General features: G+C 40.1%; 19 protein-coding genes. 5 read left to right on the forward strand and 14 right to left on the reverse strand.

The annotated features are described in order from the left end of the window. The first annotated feature begins 419 nt into the window (after window positions 1-419). From ahpC to J1N10_RS19400, 4 genes are all read left to right on the forward strand, one after another. Window positions 420-983 (forward strand): alkyl hydroperoxide reductase subunit C, encoded by a 564-nt coding sequence (ahpC, locus tag J1N10_RS19385; protein ID WP_262328397.1) that lies wholly within the window; start codon window positions 420-422, stop codon window positions 981-983. 124 nt (window positions 984-1107) lie between these two features. Further along, entirely contained in the window at window positions 1108-2667 is a 1560-nt protein-coding gene (gene ahpF / locus J1N10_RS19390; RefSeq protein ID WP_262328398.1) for an alkyl hydroperoxide reductase subunit F, read from the forward strand. Between the two features lie 153 nt (window positions 2668-2820). Next, a complete protein-coding gene (locus tag J1N10_RS19395; RefSeq protein WP_262328399.1) occupies window positions 2821-3696 on the forward strand; it encodes a D-hexose-6-phosphate mutarotase in 876 nt (291 codons plus the stop codon). A gap of 121 nt (window positions 3697-3817) precedes the next feature. Continuing rightward, entirely contained in the window at window positions 3818-5011 is a 1194-nt protein-coding gene (locus tag J1N10_RS19400; protein WP_262328400.1) for a C45 family peptidase, read from the forward strand. An 81-nt stretch (window positions 5012-5092) separates the two neighbouring features. Here the strand turns inward: J1N10_RS19400 and J1N10_RS19405 are convergent, their stop codons facing one another. From J1N10_RS19405 to J1N10_RS19440, 8 genes are all read right to left on the reverse strand, one after another. Continuing rightward, window positions 5093-5533 (reverse strand): MgtC/SapB family protein, encoded by a 441-nt coding sequence (locus J1N10_RS19405; RefSeq protein WP_262328401.1) that lies wholly within the window; start codon window positions 5531-5533, stop codon window positions 5093-5095. Then, window positions 5530-6456 (reverse strand): glycosyl hydrolase family 18 protein, encoded by a 927-nt coding sequence (locus tag J1N10_RS19410; RefSeq protein WP_262328402.1) that lies wholly within the window; start codon window positions 6454-6456, stop codon window positions 5530-5532. Before J1N10_RS19410 ends, J1N10_RS19405 begins: the two co-directional genes overlap by 4 nt. A 90-nt stretch (window positions 6457-6546) precedes the next feature. Further along, window positions 6547-7362, reverse strand: a complete 816-nt coding sequence (locus J1N10_RS19415) for an alpha/beta hydrolase (RefSeq protein WP_262328403.1) — start codon at window positions 7360-7362, stop codon at window positions 6547-6549. A gap of 331 nt (window positions 7363-7693) precedes the next feature. Continuing rightward, on the reverse strand, window positions 7694-8245 hold the full coding sequence (locus J1N10_RS19420; protein WP_262328404.1) for a hypothetical protein: 552 nt from the start codon (window positions 8243-8245) through the stop codon (window positions 7694-7696). A gap of 51 nt (window positions 8246-8296) precedes the next feature. Then, the gene (locus J1N10_RS19425) at window positions 8297-9088 is read right to left on the reverse strand and encodes a hypothetical protein (RefSeq protein ID WP_262328405.1); all 792 of its coding nucleotides are present in this window, start codon (window positions 9086-9088) and stop codon (window positions 8297-8299) included. A 225-nt stretch (window positions 9089-9313) separates the two neighbouring features. Further along, entirely contained in the window at window positions 9314-9847 is a 534-nt protein-coding gene (locus tag J1N10_RS19430) for a GNAT family N-acetyltransferase (protein WP_262328406.1), read from the reverse strand. 158 nt (window positions 9848-10005) lie between these two features. Further along, entirely contained in the window at window positions 10006-11115 is a 1110-nt protein-coding gene (locus tag J1N10_RS19435; RefSeq protein WP_262328407.1) for a S41 family peptidase, read from the reverse strand. A 27-nt stretch (window positions 11116-11142) separates the two neighbouring features. Further along, window positions 11143-12207, reverse strand: a complete 1065-nt coding sequence (locus J1N10_RS19440; RefSeq protein ID WP_262328408.1) for a CNNM domain-containing protein — start codon at window positions 12205-12207, stop codon at window positions 11143-11145. Window positions 12208-12428: 221 nt separating this feature from the next. Here J1N10_RS19440 and J1N10_RS19445 point away from each other — a divergent pair, with 221 nt between their 5' ends. Then, on the forward strand, window positions 12429-12845 hold the full coding sequence (locus tag J1N10_RS19445) for a (deoxy)nucleoside triphosphate pyrophosphohydrolase (RefSeq protein ID WP_262328409.1): 417 nt from the start codon (window positions 12429-12431) through the stop codon (window positions 12843-12845). 5 nt (window positions 12846-12850) lie between these two features. On the opposite strand, the gene J1N10_RS19450 is transcribed toward J1N10_RS19445, so the two are convergent. From J1N10_RS19450 to J1N10_RS19475, 6 genes are all read right to left on the reverse strand, one after another. Continuing rightward, window positions 12851-13060 (reverse strand): YwbE family protein, encoded by a 210-nt coding sequence (locus tag J1N10_RS19450; RefSeq protein ID WP_316044947.1) that lies wholly within the window; start codon window positions 13058-13060, stop codon window positions 12851-12853. After that, window positions 13050-14561 (reverse strand): TolC family protein, encoded by a 1512-nt coding sequence (locus J1N10_RS19455; protein WP_262328410.1) that lies wholly within the window; start codon window positions 14559-14561, stop codon window positions 13050-13052. Before J1N10_RS19455 ends, J1N10_RS19450 begins: the two co-directional genes overlap by 11 nt. A gap of 4 nt (window positions 14562-14565) precedes the next feature. Beyond that, the gene (locus tag J1N10_RS19460) at window positions 14566-15780 is read right to left on the reverse strand and encodes an efflux RND transporter periplasmic adaptor subunit (protein ID WP_262328411.1); all 1215 of its coding nucleotides are present in this window, start codon (window positions 15778-15780) and stop codon (window positions 14566-14568) included. 219 nt (window positions 15781-15999) lie between these two features. Then, window positions 16000-16854 (reverse strand): 4-hydroxy-3-methylbut-2-enyl diphosphate reductase, encoded by an 855-nt coding sequence (locus tag J1N10_RS19465; protein WP_262328412.1) that lies wholly within the window; start codon window positions 16852-16854, stop codon window positions 16000-16002. Between the two features lie 6 nt (window positions 16855-16860). Further along, window positions 16861-17556: a (d)CMP kinase gene (cmk, locus tag J1N10_RS19470; protein ID WP_262328413.1), complete on the reverse strand. Its 696-nt coding sequence runs from the start codon at window positions 17554-17556 to the stop codon at window positions 16861-16863. A 75-nt stretch (window positions 17557-17631) separates the two neighbouring features. Beyond that, a complete protein-coding gene (locus tag J1N10_RS19475; RefSeq protein ID WP_262328414.1) occupies window positions 17632-18783 on the reverse strand; it encodes a CapA family protein in 1152 nt (383 codons plus the stop codon). Window positions 18784-18917: the final 134 nt, after the last annotated feature.

Raw genomic sequence — 18917 nt, forward strand, 5'->3', positions numbered from 1 at the left:
TTTTGAATAAATTTCGGGAAGAAAATCGCTGTTTACAAGTGAAACATCAATGCTTTGTCATAAAAAACTAATCTTCTGCGTTAAATTTTTCGAGCAAGCTCGCTAGCCCTGCAAAATTTGCCTTGTATATCAATTCTTTATGACAATCTGAATTCTGGAATTTAAATCGAACTCAGGTTAATATTATAATTTATACCGCTAACTTTCTTAAGTCAAAAAGTACGCTCTAATCGAATACAACTTTTTTTCATCATTAAAAACGACAGATTCAACCTTGTATATAACAGCTATTCAACTGTTATAAATACCATCTATCTATTGCATAATTACTATCTATTTGGTTGATATGATTGAGGGATATAGTTTTGCTCCTGTAAAAATCAAACAACGAAAATTATAAACAATTAAAAATTATAACTATGTCACAAATTGGAAAACAAGTAGTAGATTTTGAAGTACAAGCATACGTAAACGATGATTTCAAAACGGTAAAAAAAGAAGATGTATTAGGCAAATGGTCAGTATTCTTCTTCTACCCTGCCGACTTTACATTCGTTTGTCCAACCGAATTGGAAGATTTGGCCAATTCATACGATGAGTTTAAAGCAACAGGTGCTGAAATCTACTCTGTTTCTACAGATACACACTTTGTGCACAAAGCATGGCACGACACATCAGATACCATTAAAAAAATTCAGTACCCAATGTTAGCCGACCCAACAGGTGTTCTTTCACGCGGATTTGAAGTGATGATTGAAGAAGTAGGTTTAGCAGAGCGCGGTACTTTCATTGTAAATCCTGAAGGCGAAATCGTTTCATACGAAGTAGTTGCCGGTAATGTAGGTCGTAACGCTGATGAATTATTACGTAAATTAAAAGCTTTACAATTTGTTGCTAAGAATCCATCAGAGGTTTGTCCGGCTAAATGGGAAGAAGGCAAAGAAACCTTACAGCCAAGCATTGATTTAGTAGGCGTGATTTAATAAGAGATGAGACTGGAGCGGTGAGAAATGAGATTGTTTTTACATCTTAACTCTCACCGCTTTCTTCTCTCCTCTCACCTTTTTTTCACACTCCCAATAAACAGACAACTTTAAACAGACAACTATGTTAGAACAAGCTATAAAAGACCAAGTAACAAACGTATTCTCATCACTAAAAAGCAATTACACCTTTCAAATTTCTGTTGCTGATAACCACCCTAACAAAAAAGAATTAACAGGCTTGCTTGAAGAAGTGGCCGCTTGTTCTGATAATATCAATACACAGGTCGCCAATGGTGATGCCTTATCATTTACTATTTTAAAAGATGGCGAAGACAGCCGTGTGACCTTTCGTGCCGTGCCAACGGGGCATGAATTTACTACATTGCTTTTAGCTGTTCTTAACCTGGATGGCATTGGTAAAAACCTGCCGGATGAGATGTTGACCCAACGCATACAAAATATCAACAACAGAGTTGAGTTAAAGAGCTACATTTCATTAACCTGCACTAACTGTCCCGCTGTGGTTCAAGCTTTAAATATCATGGCATTTCTCAATCCGAATATTTCGCACGAAATAATTGATGGTGGTATTAATAAAGCCGAAGTGGAAGCTTTGGAGATTCAAGCAGTACCATCGGTGTATGCTAATGGAGATTCATTGCATATTGGGCGTTCATCACTGGGCGAGTTACTTGGTAAAATTGAGGAACAAGTTGGTGCTGAATTTAAGCCTACAGAATCTGTTCAGAAAGAATACGATGTCGTTGTGGTAGGTGGTGGCCCGGCTGGTGTTTCAGCTGCCGTTTACTCAGCCCGCAAAGGTTTTTCAACGGCGATTGTTGCTGAAAAAATTGGTGGTCAGGTAACCGAAACGGTTTCGATTGAAAACATGATTTCAGTGCCCAAAACAACTGGCGCCGAATTATCGGGCAACCTGGCGAAACACCTGAACGACTACCCTATCGATATATTAGAAAACCGTTTGGTGGAAAAAACGAAATTAATAGATGGTAAAAAGCATTTGACCACTTCATTGGGCGAAACATTAATCACCCCGGCGTTGATTATCGCAACCGGTGCCAGCTGGCGTAAGCTGGGTGTGCCCGGCGAAACGGATTATATTGGTTCTGGGGTGGCGTTTTGCACGCACTGCGACGGCCCTTTCTATAAAGACAAAAAAGTGGTTGTTGTGGGAGGTGGTAACTCCGGATTAGAAGCAGCCATTGATTTATCGGCCATTGCCTCAGAAGTAACCGTTCTGGAATTCCTTGATACGCTCAAAGGCGACCAGGTTCTTCAGGATAAATTAGCACAATTACCGAATGTAAATATCATTACGAATGCACAAACCTTAAGTGTGGATGGCGATGGTAGCAAAGTCAATGCGCTTCAATATAAACACCGGGAAACAGAAGAAGTAGAAACGATTAACACCGATGGTATATTTGTACAAATCGGTTTACAAGCCAACAGTAAAGTGTTTGCTGATGTGGTGGAAACCAACCGAATGGGCGAGATTGAAATAGATGCACATTGTCGAACCAAAATACCAGGTGTTTATGCCGCAGGTGATGTATCAGTAGTACCTTACAAGCAAATTGTTATTGCCATGGGTGAAGGCTCCAAAGCAGCACTATCCGCTTTTGAAGATAGCATTAAAGGGAAGTTAGTGCAGAACTAAAGATTCCTTTATATAGCCTAATGATTGACCATAAAAGGCACGAAGACCACAAAGAATTTTTCTTAGTGAACTTCGTGCCGTTGTTGTTTCAAAACTATTCCTTTTGTAATCCCTCCTTATTCAATACTTTTGCACTACATCAAAACACAAACTATGAATGCAGAAGTAGTAAACGCACAATGGGGAATCGAAAACAGCATCTCTTTTCAGCCCTATGAACACACCATAGTTGCCCATCTTACGAACAAACATGCAAGCGCAAAAATTTCGTTATATGGTGCTCATGTGCTTAGCTTTATACCCAATAAGCAGGATGATATCCTATTCGTAAGTCCTCATGCGGTTTATCAAGAAGGGAAAGCCATTCGCGGTGGAATCCCAATATGCTGGCCCTGGTTTAATGCTCATCCGGTTGATAAGTCTTTACCATCTCACGGTTTTGCCCGCATTTCTAAATGGTCTGTTAATTCCACTTCAGCGGATGAAGAGAAAATTCAATTAGAGTTAGTGCTGTCGTCCAACCCAGACACCTTAAAATTGTGGCCTTACCAATTCGAAGTCAGGTTAATGGTAACCTTAACCGACCAGTTAAGCGTGGCATTAACCACCATCAACAAAGGCGAACAACCCTTTGATGTCAGTGCCGCTCTTCACAGCTATTTTAATATTTCAGACATTCATACGGTTACACTTGAAGGGCTGGAGAACACATCGTATAAAGATGATGTTGAAAATGTTGAAAATATTCAGAAAGACCAGCTATTAAGCTTTGGACAACGTACCGACCGCCGTTATCAATCCACTTCAAAAGCCATTATTCGGGATGCCCAACGCAACATTATTGTGGATAAAACCGGAAGTCAAATAACGGTTGTTTGGAACCCCGGGGAAGAGTTGGCGATGCAAATGCCCGATTTACTCGATGGCTATAAACATATGCTTTGTGTGGAAGCGGCTAATAGCTTAAATGATACAATTACGATTCAGCCTGGTCAGCAACATACTTTGTCAACAATCTTGAGTCAATAAGTTGCGTTACCTGTATGAATCCTGATTTCTAAGATGGATAATATGATATAATTCCTGACAAAGCTCTTTGTTTTTCTCTAAACAAAGGGCTTTCTTGTATCCTCAATCCAACAACATTCCTATGAAGCATCTATTGTTAGCCCTGCTGGCTATGCTAATTAGCAACCAATCTGGTTATGCCTGCACCACAGCTGTTATCTCCGGCAAATACACTGCTAATGGTCGTCCTATCATCTGGAAACTGCGCGACACCGAGACTTTCGAAAATAAAATGCGCTATTTCAGCGATGGCAAATACGATTACATTGGCATGATAAACTCAAACGATGCCCAAGGAGAGCAAGTCTGGGGCGGCTCCAACGCTGCAGGTTTTGCCATTATGAACAGCGCCTCTTTCAATGTCAATATGGACGACACCACATCGTTCAAAGACCAGGAAGGTTATTTTATGAAGGAAGTCTTAATGACATGTGCCACCCTGGCCGATTTTGAAAAACTGATTGAAGAACGCCCGGTGCCTAAAGGGTTAGCCGCTCATTTTGGTGTATTGGATGCACAAGGAGGTGTGGCCTTTTACGAAGTGAATAATCGTACCTTTACGAAGTTCGATGCCAACGATCCGGCTCAGGCACCCAATGGCTATATTATTCGTACCAACTATTCGTTTACCGGAAAGAAAGATGTTGGCTATGGTTTTATTCGTTACCAGATTGCTCAGGATATTTTTTACCAGGCCGATGCCATGGGACAACTTAACAGCCGAACCATTATACAGGATTTTTCACGCTGCCTCAAGCATTCGGTTTTAGATAAAGATTTCCGTGAAGAATACAGCACAGTGCCCAAAGGACCTCACTTTATAAACTCGGGTGATATGATTACGCGTCATGGCTCCTCATCAACCCTATTAATCGAAGGCGTAGCAAAGGGCGAATCACCTGAGCTATCAACTATCTGGACCATGATTGGCTTTCCGAATACCTGCATTGCCTTACCTGTCTGGATGAAAGGTGGCAATAAACTACCAGCTGTTTTAGTGGCCGATGATGATAACAACTGCCCATTGAATACAATGGCATTAACACTAAAAGATCGCTGCTACCCTATTAAACGATCGGCCGGGTATAAATATTTAAACGTGTCGGAGCTGATAAATAGCGAAGGTACTGGAATTATTCAGGAGTTAGAGAAAGTTGAAGAGGATATCTTTTTAAAAACTAAGGAATTACTTGAGTCTTCGCCCAATGAAAAGCAAATAGCCGATTTCTACAATTATCTGGATAGTATAACATTACTGACTTACAATAAGCTTTAAAAGTCAGGCAAAACATACCACAAAGACACCAAGTTATTATATGTGACCTTGGTGTCTTTGTGTTTTTTTAAAGGCTTGCTATCAGTCACAGCTATCTTCTTTATCAGCATCTCGCTTTTCTAAATGTTTATCTACGATAATTAAAACCGAATTAACCAATAACACTGCCAACGCAACCAGTAGTGTTTCAGTATAAAAACCCGCAGCCGCCATACATCCAATGGCCGAACTACACCAAACGGTTGCAGCAGTTGTTAATCCCCTAGCTATATTTCCTTCTTTAAAAATGATGCCTGCCCCTAAAAAACCAATGCCGGTTACCACCTGCGCAATTATCCGAGTGACATCACCCTCGAGCAATGTCATTTTAATCGACAACATCACATACAAAGCAGACCCAACCGTTACCAGGGTAATGGTGCGTAAGCCTGCTGCTTTATGATGCCAGCCACGCTCAAAGCCAATGAGCAATCCGGCCACGAGGGAGCACAGAAGCCGTAATATAAAATCAACATCGCTCATGGTTTGTAAGTGGAAATGTAATTCAGTAGGGATTGAGGATTGGTACTTTCAACATCGTGGCCTAACTCCCAAATCATGATACCGGCTAATCCCTTTTTATGAATTAAATCCAGCTTGCGTTTAAGGTTTGGCGGTGATGAAAAATAATACCCTTCGTATTCGCCTTTATCGCTTATGGAGTCCCAAAGCCCGGGTACTTCGCGATAAGCCATTGTTTTCTGTCGATGAATACGATGACGACCATAAAAAGGAACACCTACCAGTATTTTTTCAGGTGGAATACCATGTTTGATAAAACGTTTGACAGAGCGCTTCACCAAATCATATGAAGCATGTCCTTTCGATGGGCTCACATTGTCGTATGTCATCAGGTTGACGCCCGCCAGGTAGGGCTCCATTTGAGCCACCAGTTTCGCTTGCTTTTCCCAATGACCAACCGCTATTGTTATTCCAATCCCTTGCGGATTTAATAAACGATGTAAGTCTTTGACCATGCGTATGTAATCATCCACTTGCTGCTCAGTATCAGGATACTCCCAATCGAGATCCACACTTTTTAGTTGGTAGCTCTGGCATAAGTCGAATACCTGTTGGCAGAATTTTTCTCTCAATGCTTCGGACGAAGTAACTGATGCAAAAAAATCGGAGCGCCCCCAACCACCAAAACAAACACTTAGCTCAACCGGTTGAATCTGTCGCAATGAATCCAAGTCATCCAAATCATCTTTTGACTGTTCAATTAAAAGCTCACCTTGCTGGCTGACATCTAATCCAAAATAAATAGCTTGAGTAATGCAGCTAAGTGTTTCGCTAGTCATTGACTTAACACTTCTTTGAGGGATATAGCCCACTACTTTATTTTGCGCTAAAAGTGGCGATATTACCAACAGCCAACTTATTATTATAAACAATCCTGATTTCATACTATACACATTAATGAATTGTCAATTTACTAATAATCATATCAATAAACCATAAACACGGATTGAATATTCCTCATGCAGAAACGAAGGCTATTTTTTCATCAAACGCTCTACTTCTTTTAGCAACAATGGAAATGCCGGCTCTGTCATGCCATGGTCGTAACCATCCAACTCTAACAAACGCGTATCTGGGTGACCAACCACTTTCATCATTCGCATCATATAGGCATTTTCCTCGTATCGCCCCAGCATTTCCAACTCTCTGTCGCCTGTTATTAGCAACAAAGGCGGTGCATCGGCTCTTACATGATAAAGCGGTGCCAAATCATCGATAATGGGCTGTGTCCCTTCAATACCCCTCTCCTTGCGCACTGTGAAATGCGTGATGGTATGCCCGCTAAAAGGTATTAAGCCGGCAATGTTGTTGGCATCAATGCTGTGAACAGCCAACCAGCGCTTATCCATTCCCACCATGCTGGCTAAATAGCCACCTGCCGAATGGCCCGACAGAAAAATATGCGAGGTATCGCCTCCAAATTCAGCAATATGATTAAACACCCAGGCCACAGCTGCTGCGGCATCTTCAATATAAGCAGGCGCATTAACTTTCGGGTGCAATCGATAATTAACACCAACGACAGCTACACCTTTATTCTTTAAGGCTTCTGGTATTTCTTTTTGACCAGCTTGAATTCCTCCTCCATGAAACCATACGATGGTGGCAAAATCTTTTTTATCAGTTGGATAATAAACATCGAGGACACATCGCTCTTTCATGTAGGCATCCAGCTCATGCGTGGCGGCATTGTAGTAGGGTATATCCACTTTTGTGGCATAATTGCTTTCCTGTGCATGCACCGTAAGGTGAAAGATGACGAGTAGGTAAATTAAAAAGTAGTTCTTCATTACTATTGTTGTTTATTGTCGAGTGAAAATCTCTTCGAATTTAATGAGTTGTTTTGCACAAAATTATAAAATGATGGCTACAAGGCTTCTTTATGTGATGATTTATACAAATCAACATTGGAGATGGCTACTGCATTGTTGGCTTCACCAATACGTATGCGCACCTGGCTATTGCTTACATACGAAAAGTACGGTCAATTGTAATAATCCGGTAAAAACGTGTTATCGATTTTTATAGCTCGTAATTTATCCATTTTTCGTTTAAAGTATATCTACTTTCAAAAATGCGATGCTGGTTTGTATTGAAACCCTGTAAATTATACTCTTTCACTTACTTGTATTCTTTTTCTATGAGTGCAATGGCTTTTTTATATTGCTCAGCTCCTTGAGGCGTCATATCGTAAATAAAGCCGTTTAGCTCAGGGTGGTGCACATTGACCCAGTTCACCAGTGAATAGCGCCTGGCTATCCACTTCTTCCAATCGGCATTCAGATTTTTCACCACCTCAAGCATGGTAATTTTCTGATCTTTAAAATGCACTCGTTTTTTAGTGACCAATGCCGTATCCTGCAAAAACTGAAAACGAACCGATGCCAACGATTCGGTATAATCAACCGATGACTGGCCAACTGTAAAATCCAACAACTCATGCTTCATATTAAAGGCTGAATCCCATTGAAAGAATATCTTAAACGCCTGCTTTGAATAGGTCATCATATAATCACCATCCTTAATCGTTATCGAATCGGCCAATAAGTTTGAAAAGCTTTCAAAGCCCTCGTTATAATAACCATTAATGAATTGGCTAAACTGCTGCTGGTTCGTATTCTGTCTGCAAGCCAGGGTGGTTAACAGGATAAGGAGTATTAGTGTGGGTTTCATAGGGATGGATTGAATGACATTATACGGTCGCATGCCTCTATAGCAGCCCTATCAACTTCCTATTTTACCGTACCGCTGGTATTCCGAGAAATAAATGACCATTCGCTGTTCACCACTATAAACCGGATAAAACAACTCGTATCGGCCATCATGAGAACTATAGCGGTAAGCGTTATTGCCTTCTTCAAAAACACTGTTCAAATAGTCACGTTCGGGCTGGGTGGTTTTCCTGATATAGTCGCGTTTAACAGGCGTAATAGTGTCATTGCGATAATACCGCTCATTGGTAAACCCCAGGAATACCGCCTCATTGTACAAGGTATCCTTCACTAATATGGATACATGTGGAAAGTTATCATCTGTTTTGGAAAGAATATCCAGTATTTCTTCTGTTTCGTGTATCCATTGCTTGTCAAACGAATAGTTAAGCAGGTGTTGACTCTTTTTGCTATTGGTTTCAACAATGGATTGAGCAGATTGCACCAGTAACTGCTCCTTTTGACGCGATGTCAGATAGTCGCCACCAAAAAGTACGAGCAGCAACAAGGGGAAGCTGGCCAGCAGCATCCAGACAAGTTTTTTATGCTTCCCGCTAAGCTCATTATCTTGATTGTGCTTTTGAGCAATGCGCGTCAGGTTAAACATGATGTTGATTATTAAGGCACCCGACATCAAAGCAAGTATGCCCAGTATACTCATGTAGAAACTTTCTGTTAAATTCTCGCGAAACACTTTTAGGCCAAATACCTCAATGGTGATAAAGGCAAAGACCCAGTATATAAGTAGGATAATAGAAATAGTACCAATAATATTACTGAGGCGAACAAGTTGTTTTGGATTCATTGTATGATTTTGTTTTTGATGTTATCGCAATTTACTTTCCGCTGATAAAGCAGGTTTTTGCTAAATATAATAAGATGTTTGATATTTAATGCTCCCTCTTTTCCGCTTGAAGCAAAGTCTGCGACTTTAATTGACTTATATCTTTAGTTTAAAACTACATTTTAACTTCGACGTAATTACAAATTACGTCGAGCAAGCGAGTAGAAAACCTGAATAGGCGCCCAATCACTTCCATTCTCTTTTTAACACGGCATACACCACATCATCAACCCACTGGCCATTGCTGCAGATACTTTCAACAAAATGGGCTTCTTTTCTAAAGCCCAGTCGCTCCACCAATTTAATAGAGGCTGTATTAGCTGGATCGATGGAAGCAATTATGCGGTGTTTATTTAGTTGAGAAAACATATGGTTGATGACTTCACGCATTGCTTCACTTGCATAGCCTTTATTGTGAACGGTTTTGATTAAAGTACAGCCTAGTTCAACCTGGTCTTCGTCGATAAAATGAATGCCCATATCACCAATTAGTTGCTGGCTATCTTTTTCAACAATCACCAACTGAAACCAAGTATCAGCCTGGTTAAATACAGTTGGTATTTTTTCAATAAAAGCGTCTACATCGGATAGTGTTTTAGGAATCCAGCCCTGGTATTGATTGGTTTCAGCATCAGAGCGATAGGCCAAAATAGCTTTATTATCGTCTGGTTGTATCGCTCTTAGCAATAAACGCTTGCTTATCAGTTGTGGTGCTTGCATAGAATATGGTTATGTAAAAGTTTCACTTTTAATTGTTTCGTCATTTCGAACACAGAGACACAAAAATGTATAAAGCCATGGATAAAAATCGTTTATAATACCAAATGAACCTTAATCATTTTGCTAATTGTATTGATTAGTAAACGGCATAACTCTCTTCATTTCTGTGCCTTTGCATGGAGATGTATTTTGTAAAAAGAAGCCATTGCCTGCTCCAAAACCCTATCTGTCTCCTGGTTCAAATCCTGCTCGGTATTGATAATGATGGTGTCGGGCACTATACCCGTATCTTCCAGCACCATATCGTTCCAATCGTTGGTGAGGCGAGCCGACAAGCGGTATTCCCAGCCATTGGGCAACCGGCCAACCATTGTATCGGCAAAGATTCCCGATGTAGTATCACCTATAATTGTCACTGAAGGAATGGTCTTCATCATCAAGGTAAATAATTCAGCTGCACTTTGGGTATTCTGATTCGTTAGCAAAGCAATGGGCTGTTGCTGATAGGTGCTGTTGGCTGTGGGAATCAATTGCCAGTAATCTGGCTCCTGATAAACAGTGCTATCATCAAGGCTCCTCAATCGTGAAATGGCATAGGTATTTGTATCGTTGGTAAAATACTCGGCCAGCTCTTTAACGGGCATCGAATAACCACCAATATTGTCTCGAATATCAATAACATAGCCCCTGGCATCCTGGTAGTTTTCTATAAATGAACGGATAGCAAGCTGTACTTTATCGGCTTGATGGCTCATTTCAGTCATGTGGATATAGGCAATGGAATCGGCCAACCAGCCGGTTGTGAATATATGCCTGATGCCTATTGGTGGAAGCGTAGAATATACCTGCAGCGTTTTTTCAGAGTTCTTTAAATACTTCTTCTCAATCAGTTTTAAGGAGAAATCGTTGGTAGGCAATCGAAAGTCAAAAGCCAACAAATCGAGATAGTTTAATGATGGTAAGCCAAATCCTGAAAAGTAAATCTCGTTAAAGCGGTAGATATAACAGTGTTTATCATTGAGTTTTGACAATAGTTCGGTAAAAATCTGGTAAAGCTCATCATCCGTTGTTTGCTCACTAATCTGAGATACGTACCTGGCATATTCTTTATCCCAATCGATTTGCTTAACTTCAAACAAGGCGTAATGCTCTCTAAAGGCCTTAAAAAAGACTTCGAAGTTCTCCACAGGCTGCCCTTTGTCGCGACTCAAATACGACCAATAGCCAAGCAACAAGACAACAGGAATTAGCAAAAGAAGCTTTTTCATGGTTAGTTTCTTATGGTATCTTTAATTCTATTCCTCCTTTTTATCAATGTTTCCCAACTGCTTATATTTTTCCTGGCGCATTTTCCAGCGCTGACGAGCATACTCCTGCATATCGGTAATTTCATCGGTTTCGTCCACTATTTCCATGCCCAACAGTGTTTCGATAATGTCTTCCATGGTCACAATACCATCCATTCCACCATATTCGTCCACCACCAGGGCGATGTGTTCTTTCTTTTCGAGCAGTTTCTCCCACAGTTCAAACAACACAATGGTAAACGGCACAATAGTAATCTGACGTTTAATATCTTTTAGCTTCAGCTGATGTTGATCTTCAGCCAGTTTTTCAAATACCGTTTGCCGCAACACATAGCCCGTGATGTTTTCGTCGTTGCCTGAATAAACCGGAATACGAGAAAAACGCAAATAATCCTTATTTTTTAAAAACTCATTAAGCAATAAATTCTCGTCGGCCACAGCTACAACCACACGGGGCGTCATAATATGCTTAGCCGTCACTCGTTTTAACTTCAGCATATTTTGAATTATACGGTGTTCGCTATTTGAAAAAACACCTTCATCGGCACCAATATTAGTTAAAGCTGCTATCTCTTCGCGACTCGTTGTTTGCATGGCTTTTTTACTTGAAATAGCCCGCGTGATAAAAGAAGACATTATAACCAACGGATAAGTGATAAACACCATTCCTTTTATGGTCATAGCGGAAAAATGAGCCAGATGGCGCCAGTATTTAGCCCCAATGGTTTTAGGTATAATTTCGGTAATCACTAATATCAGTATAGTAAGCACGGCTGAAACAATGCCAAACGATGCTTCGCCAAAAACTTTAATGGCTTGTGCCCCAACTCCGGCAGCACCAATGGTGTGCGCCACCGTATTTAGCGACAAGATAGCCGACAGAGGTTGATCCACATTTATTTTAAGCTTAATAAAGCGCTTGGCCCAGGTTTTTCCCTCGCTCATTTTCACCATCAAAAACGATTGCTTTGTGGATAACAAAACCGCCTCCATGATGGAACACAAAAATGAAACGAATAATGCGAGAAACAGATAAAATAGCAGTAATCCCATGGTATTATTTTTTGGTATTGACCTTAAGTGTCTTACTTCAAAAGTATTCTATTTTCTATTATTACGGTACTGTTAGCTGCAAAATTCTAATTTGCCGATTTAAGTATAGCAACTTCCTGATTAACTTGTCAAATTAAACGCTTTTATTATTTTTATGCCCATCTAAACCAAAATCACACTAAATCGCCATTATTGGAGACTTAGTATAAGTCTGAATGAAAATGAGTTCTACAAGCAACGAAGTAACGCAGGTTACATGCGCCATTATTATTGAAAAGGGGAAGATACTGGCCGCTTTACGCAATCGTCAAATGAGTGAAAGCTGGAAATGGGAGTTTCCGGGAGGTAAAATTGATGCGGGCGAATCGGCCGAAGATTGTATCAAGCGAGAAATTAATGAAGAGTTGGCTGTCAGTATAGTTATTACTGAACGACTGGCCTCTATCATTCACGTCTATCCCGAAAAAACCATTGAATTAATTCCGTTTATCTGCACCATTAGCAAAGGTACTGTTTGTGCTGTTGAGCACGAAAAGGTTAGTTGGTTTTCGCCTGAAGAATTGCCCGCACTTAACTGGGCCGGCGCCGATAAACGCATCATTCAGGAGGTTATCAATAAAATAGAGATAAAGGCTTAGGTAGATTATAGACACTCTTTTACTCTTCCCACACTACCATCCTCCAATCGTACTTTGATACCATGCGGATGATATTGACTATTGGTTAAAATATCTTTGACTACTCCATACGTCAACTCTCCACTTCGCTGGTGTTGCTTTAGTACTATGGCCACTTCAATGCCGGGCTGAATATTTTTACGCTGTCGTCCGTCCATACTTGAATCAGGCTTCATTGGTTGATTTTACCTTTATAACATTCTTCAATAAAGGGTTGTCATACACTATTTTTTGTCTCTTTTCAAAGTCGTATAAAGTGAGCTCCCGAAGTCGATAATAGGCAATCCAGTAAGTTTCTAAGGATTGAATATAATCACGTTTGGCCTTCTCTCGCTCCGATAATGATATGTTTAAATCGGTAATGCTTATTTCGCCATTCTGGAATTTCTTAAGGGCAATTTGATAGCCATTGTTAGCCACCAAATCAGCTTCCTCGGCAATCTCTAATTGTGCCTTTAAAAGCGAGAACTGCTCAACTTTAACTATCACCGTCCGTTCAAAATTTTGCCTGTCCTGTTCTACATCAAACACCACTAAATCGCGTTTACTTTCCGCCAGTTTTACATTCGATGATGATTTACCCCAATCGAGAATAGGAATAGAAAACGATAATTTTAAAAATTTTTGATTGGCAGGCTCATCATATACGCCAGGCAAGTCGTAGGCAATATTGGATGTACCATAGCTTCCATGTAATGTGGCTGACAAACCATTTCCTCGTTTGGCTTTAGTCAATTCGCGATCGGCTTCAATCAAGCGGCGCTCATATTGTGAGGTTTCTTTCCGATTTTCGAGAGCCTCACTTAATGCCAATTCAGGATCAACCTTAAACAAGGACATGTTGAGTGGCATTACCAAATCAATTTGCGTGTCTTGCTCTAATCCAATGTATGATTTCAGTTCGAAGTCAGCATTTTTTAAATCCATGCTAGCTTGCGTTAATGACTTTTGTGCTGTTAACACAGAAAGACGAATGCGGGAATAATCGTTCTCAGAAATCGTGCCCAACTTACGCTTGGTTTCAGCAATTCTTAGGTTGTCCTGACTGTTAGATAGGTTATTTTCGGCCAGTTTAAAATTGGTTTGTACCTTAAGGTACTTAAAAAAACGCCCCGTTGCGTTTCGCGAAATTTCCTCAATCGTTTCAACAAACTCTTTTTGTGCTTCGTCGTACACCAATGGTTCTGTTTTTTTCGACCATTTCATCCAGTTATAAGCAAAAACGGGCTGCGTAAAACCTATTTTGTAAGGATCGCCTGAAAAGCTGATTTCATCCTTAAGCAAATCCTGGTTTCGAATAACAGAACTGCTGGCGTAAATGCGTGTGCCGGTTTGTGGAATAGATTGATTAACCGACAGTGCCACATTGTTGTTAAAACGACCTACTTCCCTAAACTCAATACTACCATCTCCTTGCTTTACAGGTTCGGTTCCTTCGTAGTAGTTGGGCAAATTACCTGATACGACCAACTGAGGCCTAAATTGGGCCTGAAAATTCTTATAACGCCAGAAATAGTTTTCGTAGCGGTTTTGTGCATATTTAACAGACGATGACTGACTAACAGCCAAATCAATGACATTGTGTAAAGTTAAATTTAATTTACCTGGCTCAGGCGTTTGTCCTTTTGCATTTACCAACAACACAAATGCCAACAATACATATCCTAACAATCTCACAACGCTACTTTTTAAATTTATCGACACTTATAGAATTGGCATCCTTGAAATTGGAAACAGTGGAAATAACCACTTCATCGCCCTCTTGCAAACCATCTTTTATCTCTATGTATTCGTCCGTGATAAGGCCGAGCTTAAGTTCTTTCTGCTCGGCGCTATCGCCATTGACCTTATAAACGTTCTGCACTTTTTTATCACTGATAATAGCACCTTTCTTAAGGCGCAAAACATTGTATCGCGCCCGCTTAACAACCTGCAAATCCACACGCTGATTAGGAATTAATTTCGGATGGTTACTGTCTGTTAAATGTACCGAAAAGGATAAATTACCATCTTCAACTTTAGGCTTAACCGTTCCTATTCTCCCTTCTAATCGAGTGTTATCAACCATTACATAGGCTCTTCGGCCTGTTTTGACAATATCCTTTTGCTTGGTACTAATGGTAGCTCTTATTTTGAAACAAGTTAAATCAGATAATGTGACCAAAAGCTTATCACCCTGTATTTTTTCACCCTGCTTGGCATGAATACCCAAAACAATACCTTCAGAAGGTGCTTTCACCTCCATCCGACCTAACAACTCTTGCTGATGAGCTAATTCTTTTTCCTGAATTTCGATTTGTAATAACAAGCCTTTTTCATCAGCCGCCAGTTGCTCCAGTTTAATCGCATTTTTTTGCTGAACCAGCTGAAGCTCTTTTTCAGCTAAGACTAATTCCTGCTTAGTTTTATCAAATTTTGCCTGCGAAATACCTCCTACTTCCAACAGTTGTTCCTGATCGGCCAAGACCGATTTGATGGATGATATTTTTAGTTTCTTGGTTTCTATGTTATGCGATAAGTCTGCTTTGGCACTGCGGGCGTTTAAGCGGGTTTTTTCAAGGTTATTCTGCTTTACCGCCAGCTGGTCATTTAAGTTTTCAATCTTATCTTCCACCTCTTTGGTATTTAAAACAACCAACACCTCGCCTTCTTTTACTTTTTGCCCGGGCTCCTTCCTTATTTCAGTAATAATACTGGAAGTTGGACTAAGCAGTAACACTTCATTAGCTGGCTCAACACGTCCTTCTGTTGTTTCCCATGTTTCTATGTTGCCTTTATCAACAACATATGTTTCATATGTTCCCGTTCCCGAATTACTTTGACACGATAACAGCGCAGTTAGGAAAAAACCAAAAGCAAAATTAACACTACGTTGTGTAATTTGTAAACTCACCATAAATTCGATACTTATTATGTTCCCTTTTAATCAGATTCAGACAAAAATAATAGATGCATTTTATTTAGAAGGGTATAAAAGCGTTCAAATTACGATGTTATATTACAAAAAGAGTAATTTGTACCTTTTATAAATTAATCCACACTAAAATAATTTTAGTGTTAAAACACAATACCTCTGAAATTAAAATATGACTATACGCAATTTTAGAGCAAATGTTTAAAAAGTCCTGATGAAATCTGCCATTTTCTCCATTAGCCATTGTGGTGTAGATGTCGCTCCACAAATGCCCACCTTATCAATCCCTTCATTAAACCATTCTTTTTCAACATCTTCAATCGATGAAACGAAATGACTTTTGGGATTAACTTCTTTGCAGGCTCTAAATAATACCTTGGCATTGCTACTTTTTTTACCTCCCACAAACACAATAAGCGGATAAGCTTTGGCAAATTCCTGGATACGAGGTACCCGACCTGTTACTTGTTTGCAGGTAGTGTTATGCCACTTTACCTCGGTATGGCTTTTCTTTTGAATCTGCTCAACAATCTGTTGAAATTTCCGGGGACTTTTGGTTGTTTGTGCGAATATTTCAATTGGCTTGCCAAAATCAATCAAATCAATTTCGGATTCATCCTCTATAACAATGGCCTCGTTTTGGGTTTGTCCGGCCAGCCCTATCACCTCGGCATGGCCTCTTTTCCCGTAAATGACGATTTGTCCGTTTTGTTGGTTCTGCTCGTCATAGGCTTTCCGAATGCGCTGATGCAATTTTAATACAACCGGACAAGTGGCATCTTTTAAAGGTAAACCGGCTTTTTCAATAATTTTATAAGAGGTTGGTGCTTCGCCGTGCGCCCTGAATAAGACAGTACCACTTTTAATGTCTTTAACATCGTCGAGCTTGATGATTGACATTCCCAATTGGTTAAGACGTTTGGCTTCTTCTTCGTTATGCACAATATCGCCCACACAAAACACTTCCTCGCCTAACTCCAACATTTGTGAAGCCGATTCGATCGCCTTTTTTACACCAAAACAAAAACCAGAATGCTTATCAATCTCAACTACCATTGTATGCTATGCTAAATTCCGCTCTTTTAACACGTCTATAATCCATTCGAGCTGTTGCTCCTTATTCAGGTGGCTGTTATCTAAAACAACAGCATCATCGGCTTGTTTAAGCGGACTTTCATCACGTGTACTATCAAGATGATCGCGCTGCTTTACATTTTCAAGAATGGCGTCAAAATCAACCTGTTCACCCTTGGCTGTCAACTCATCATAGCGACGCTGTGCTCTAATCTCCGCCGATGCCGTCATAAACAGTTTTAAATCAGCATCAGGAAAAACAACCGTGCCAATATCGCGCCCATCCATCACAATACCTCCTTCATGCCCCATTTCCTGCTGAAGCTCAACCAATCGGCGGCGCACAAATCCAATTGCACTAATGGCACTTACATTGTTACTCACTTCCAGACCACGTATTTCCTCTTCAACACTTTCCCCATTTAGGAAGGTCTCATTCTTCTTTTCTTCAGGCTGGTATTTAAACGAAATGTGTATTTCAGTCAAATTATTCTCTAACGCTGCTTCATCAATTTTACCATCTTTAATCAGCTGTTGACGCATGGCAAAAAGAGTCACAGTCCTGTACATTGCACCTGTGTCGATATACACATAACCCAATTCTTTTGCTAAATCTTTTGCCACCGTACTTTTTCCGCACGATGAATGACCATCAATGGCAATAATTGCTTTTTTATTCTGCATCGTTTTACGTTTGAGGCTGCAAATTTAGAAATAATGCCGCAAGGTTCTACCTCTAAGCTTAGTTTTAGAGATAAATTAGTTGCTAATACAAGCTGGAGCAGTCACTTCAGTAATATTTAATTGCCGCCCTTTTAATCTGACAAGCGCACTATTAAACACCCTTTCATTTACACAAATGTTATATTTTAATATGCCTTGTGCTTCGGCAATGAATTCTTTCATGCGTTTTCGCGCCGATTCTTCAATCCAACTGTTGTTTTTATAGCGTTGTGCCGGCAAAACATAGAAATGCTTTTTACCAGCCTTTACAGGTGTATAAACCCAGGTTAATTGATATTCCGCATTAACCACTTTAGTTTGGCCGTTTTCCTTTTTTATTTCAACAAAAAGAATGGCAGCTCCATCGCGCGGTGCTGTTCGTTGGTTTGAAATGAAGTTGCCCATACTATATGCCACCAGTTTGTGTTCTCCATCGACCTTAATCTTTTTCATTGGCTGCAGAACATGCGGATGCGAACCTATGACTATCCTAATCCCTTTAGAATATAACCAGCTTGTTAATCTCTTTTGCTCAGGGTTTGGTAAGGTTTGATATTCCCATCCCCAATGCATACTCAAAACAATCTCGTCCACGTTCAAACTTCCTGCTAATTCAATATCTTTTGAAATAACAGCAGTATCAATCGCATTTACAATATTCGGTTGTTGAACACGAATACCATTGGTTCCATAGGTGTAATTTAAGACAGCTACCTTGAATCCTTTCGCTTCAATTATCATTGGATTATTTTTAATCCTATCCAGTGAATCTTTAAAAGCTCCTGTACGCGGCATTCTTTTTTGATCAAGAATATCACATGTCCTATTCAAGCCAGATTTTCTTCTGTCAACACAATGATTATTGGCCATTACTACAGCATCAATACCTGCACCTTGCAAAGCATCTACGAGTGTATCGGGTGATGAAAAGCTTGGATATCCTTTGTAAGGTTTGCCGGCTAAAGTTACTTCCAAATTGGCAATAGCAATATCAGCCGATTGAATATCGTCCCTTAAATACTTGAAACAACTGTTGTAGTCAAACTCATCCGAATCTCCAATTCGTGCACTGTTTATTTGTGAATCGTGTCCCATCACATCTCCCATAAATACCAATGTGAGCGTGGTATCTGTTTGTGCACATAAAGTTGTTGCTGTAAAGAGGAAGAATAAAATCAGGAATTTCATAGCGTAATCAATTTGGATGATAAAGGTAGGTATTAAACACAAAAAATCCGATACTCAAATGAATATCGGATTTCTCTAAAAAAAGGCGGCGACCTACTCTCCCACTTCTACGCAGTACCATCGGCGCTATCGGG

This window comes from Carboxylicivirga litoralis (assembly GCF_025499605.1).
Classification (GTDB): domain Bacteria; phylum Bacteroidota; class Bacteroidia; order Bacteroidales; family Marinilabiliaceae; genus Carboxylicivirga; species Carboxylicivirga litoralis.

Bases quoted from the DNA above. Each gene is read 5' to 3' on its own strand.
- ahpC (WP_262328397.1), top strand. From the start codon at position 420: ATGTCACAAATTGGAAAACAAGTAGTAGATTTTGAAGTACAAGCATAC.
- ahpF (WP_262328398.1), top strand. From the start codon at position 1,108: ATGTTAGAACAAGCTATAAAAGACCAAGTAACAAACGTATTCTCATCA.
- J1N10_RS19395 (WP_262328399.1), top strand. From the start codon at position 2,821: ATGAATGCAGAAGTAGTAAACGCACAATGGGGAATCGAAAACAGCATC.
- J1N10_RS19400 (WP_262328400.1), top strand. From the start codon at position 3,818: ATGAAGCATCTATTGTTAGCCCTGCTGGCTATGCTAATTAGCAACCAA.
- J1N10_RS19405 (WP_262328401.1), bottom strand. From the start codon at position 5,533: ATGAGCGATGTTGATTTTATATTACGGCTTCTGTGCTCCCTCGTGGCC.
- J1N10_RS19410 (WP_262328402.1), bottom strand. From the start codon at position 6,456: ATGAAATCAGGATTGTTTATAATAATAAGTTGGCTGTTGGTAATATCG.
- J1N10_RS19415 (WP_262328403.1), bottom strand. From the start codon at position 7,362: ATGAAGAACTACTTTTTAATTTACCTACTCGTCATCTTTCACCTTACG.
- J1N10_RS19420 (WP_262328404.1), bottom strand. From the start codon at position 8,245: ATGAAACCCACACTAATACTCCTTATCCTGTTAACCACCCTGGCTTGC.
- J1N10_RS19425 (WP_262328405.1), bottom strand. From the start codon at position 9,088: ATGAATCCAAAACAACTTGTTCGCCTCAGTAATATTATTGGTACTATT.
- J1N10_RS19430 (WP_262328406.1), bottom strand. From the start codon at position 9,847: ATGCAAGCACCACAACTGATAAGCAAGCGTTTATTGCTAAGAGCGATA.
- J1N10_RS19435 (WP_262328407.1), bottom strand. From the start codon at position 11,115: ATGAAAAAGCTTCTTTTGCTAATTCCTGTTGTCTTGTTGCTTGGCTAT.
- J1N10_RS19440 (WP_262328408.1), bottom strand. From the start codon at position 12,207: ATGGGATTACTGCTATTTTATCTGTTTCTCGCATTATTCGTTTCATTT.
- J1N10_RS19445 (WP_262328409.1), top strand. From the start codon at position 12,429: ATGAGTTCTACAAGCAACGAAGTAACGCAGGTTACATGCGCCATTATT.
- J1N10_RS19450 (WP_316044947.1), bottom strand. From the start codon at position 13,060: ATGAAGCCTGATTCAAGTATGGACGGACGACAGCGTAAAAATATTCAG.
- J1N10_RS19460 (WP_262328411.1), bottom strand. From the start codon at position 15,780: ATGGTGAGTTTACAAATTACACAACGTAGTGTTAATTTTGCTTTTGGT.
- J1N10_RS19465 (WP_262328412.1), bottom strand. From the start codon at position 16,854: ATGGTAGTTGAGATTGATAAGCATTCTGGTTTTTGTTTTGGTGTAAAA.
- cmk (WP_262328413.1), bottom strand. From the start codon at position 17,556: ATGCAGAATAAAAAAGCAATTATTGCCATTGATGGTCATTCATCGTGC.
- J1N10_RS19475 (WP_262328414.1), bottom strand. From the start codon at position 18,783: ATGAAATTCCTGATTTTATTCTTCCTCTTTACAGCAACAACTTTATGT.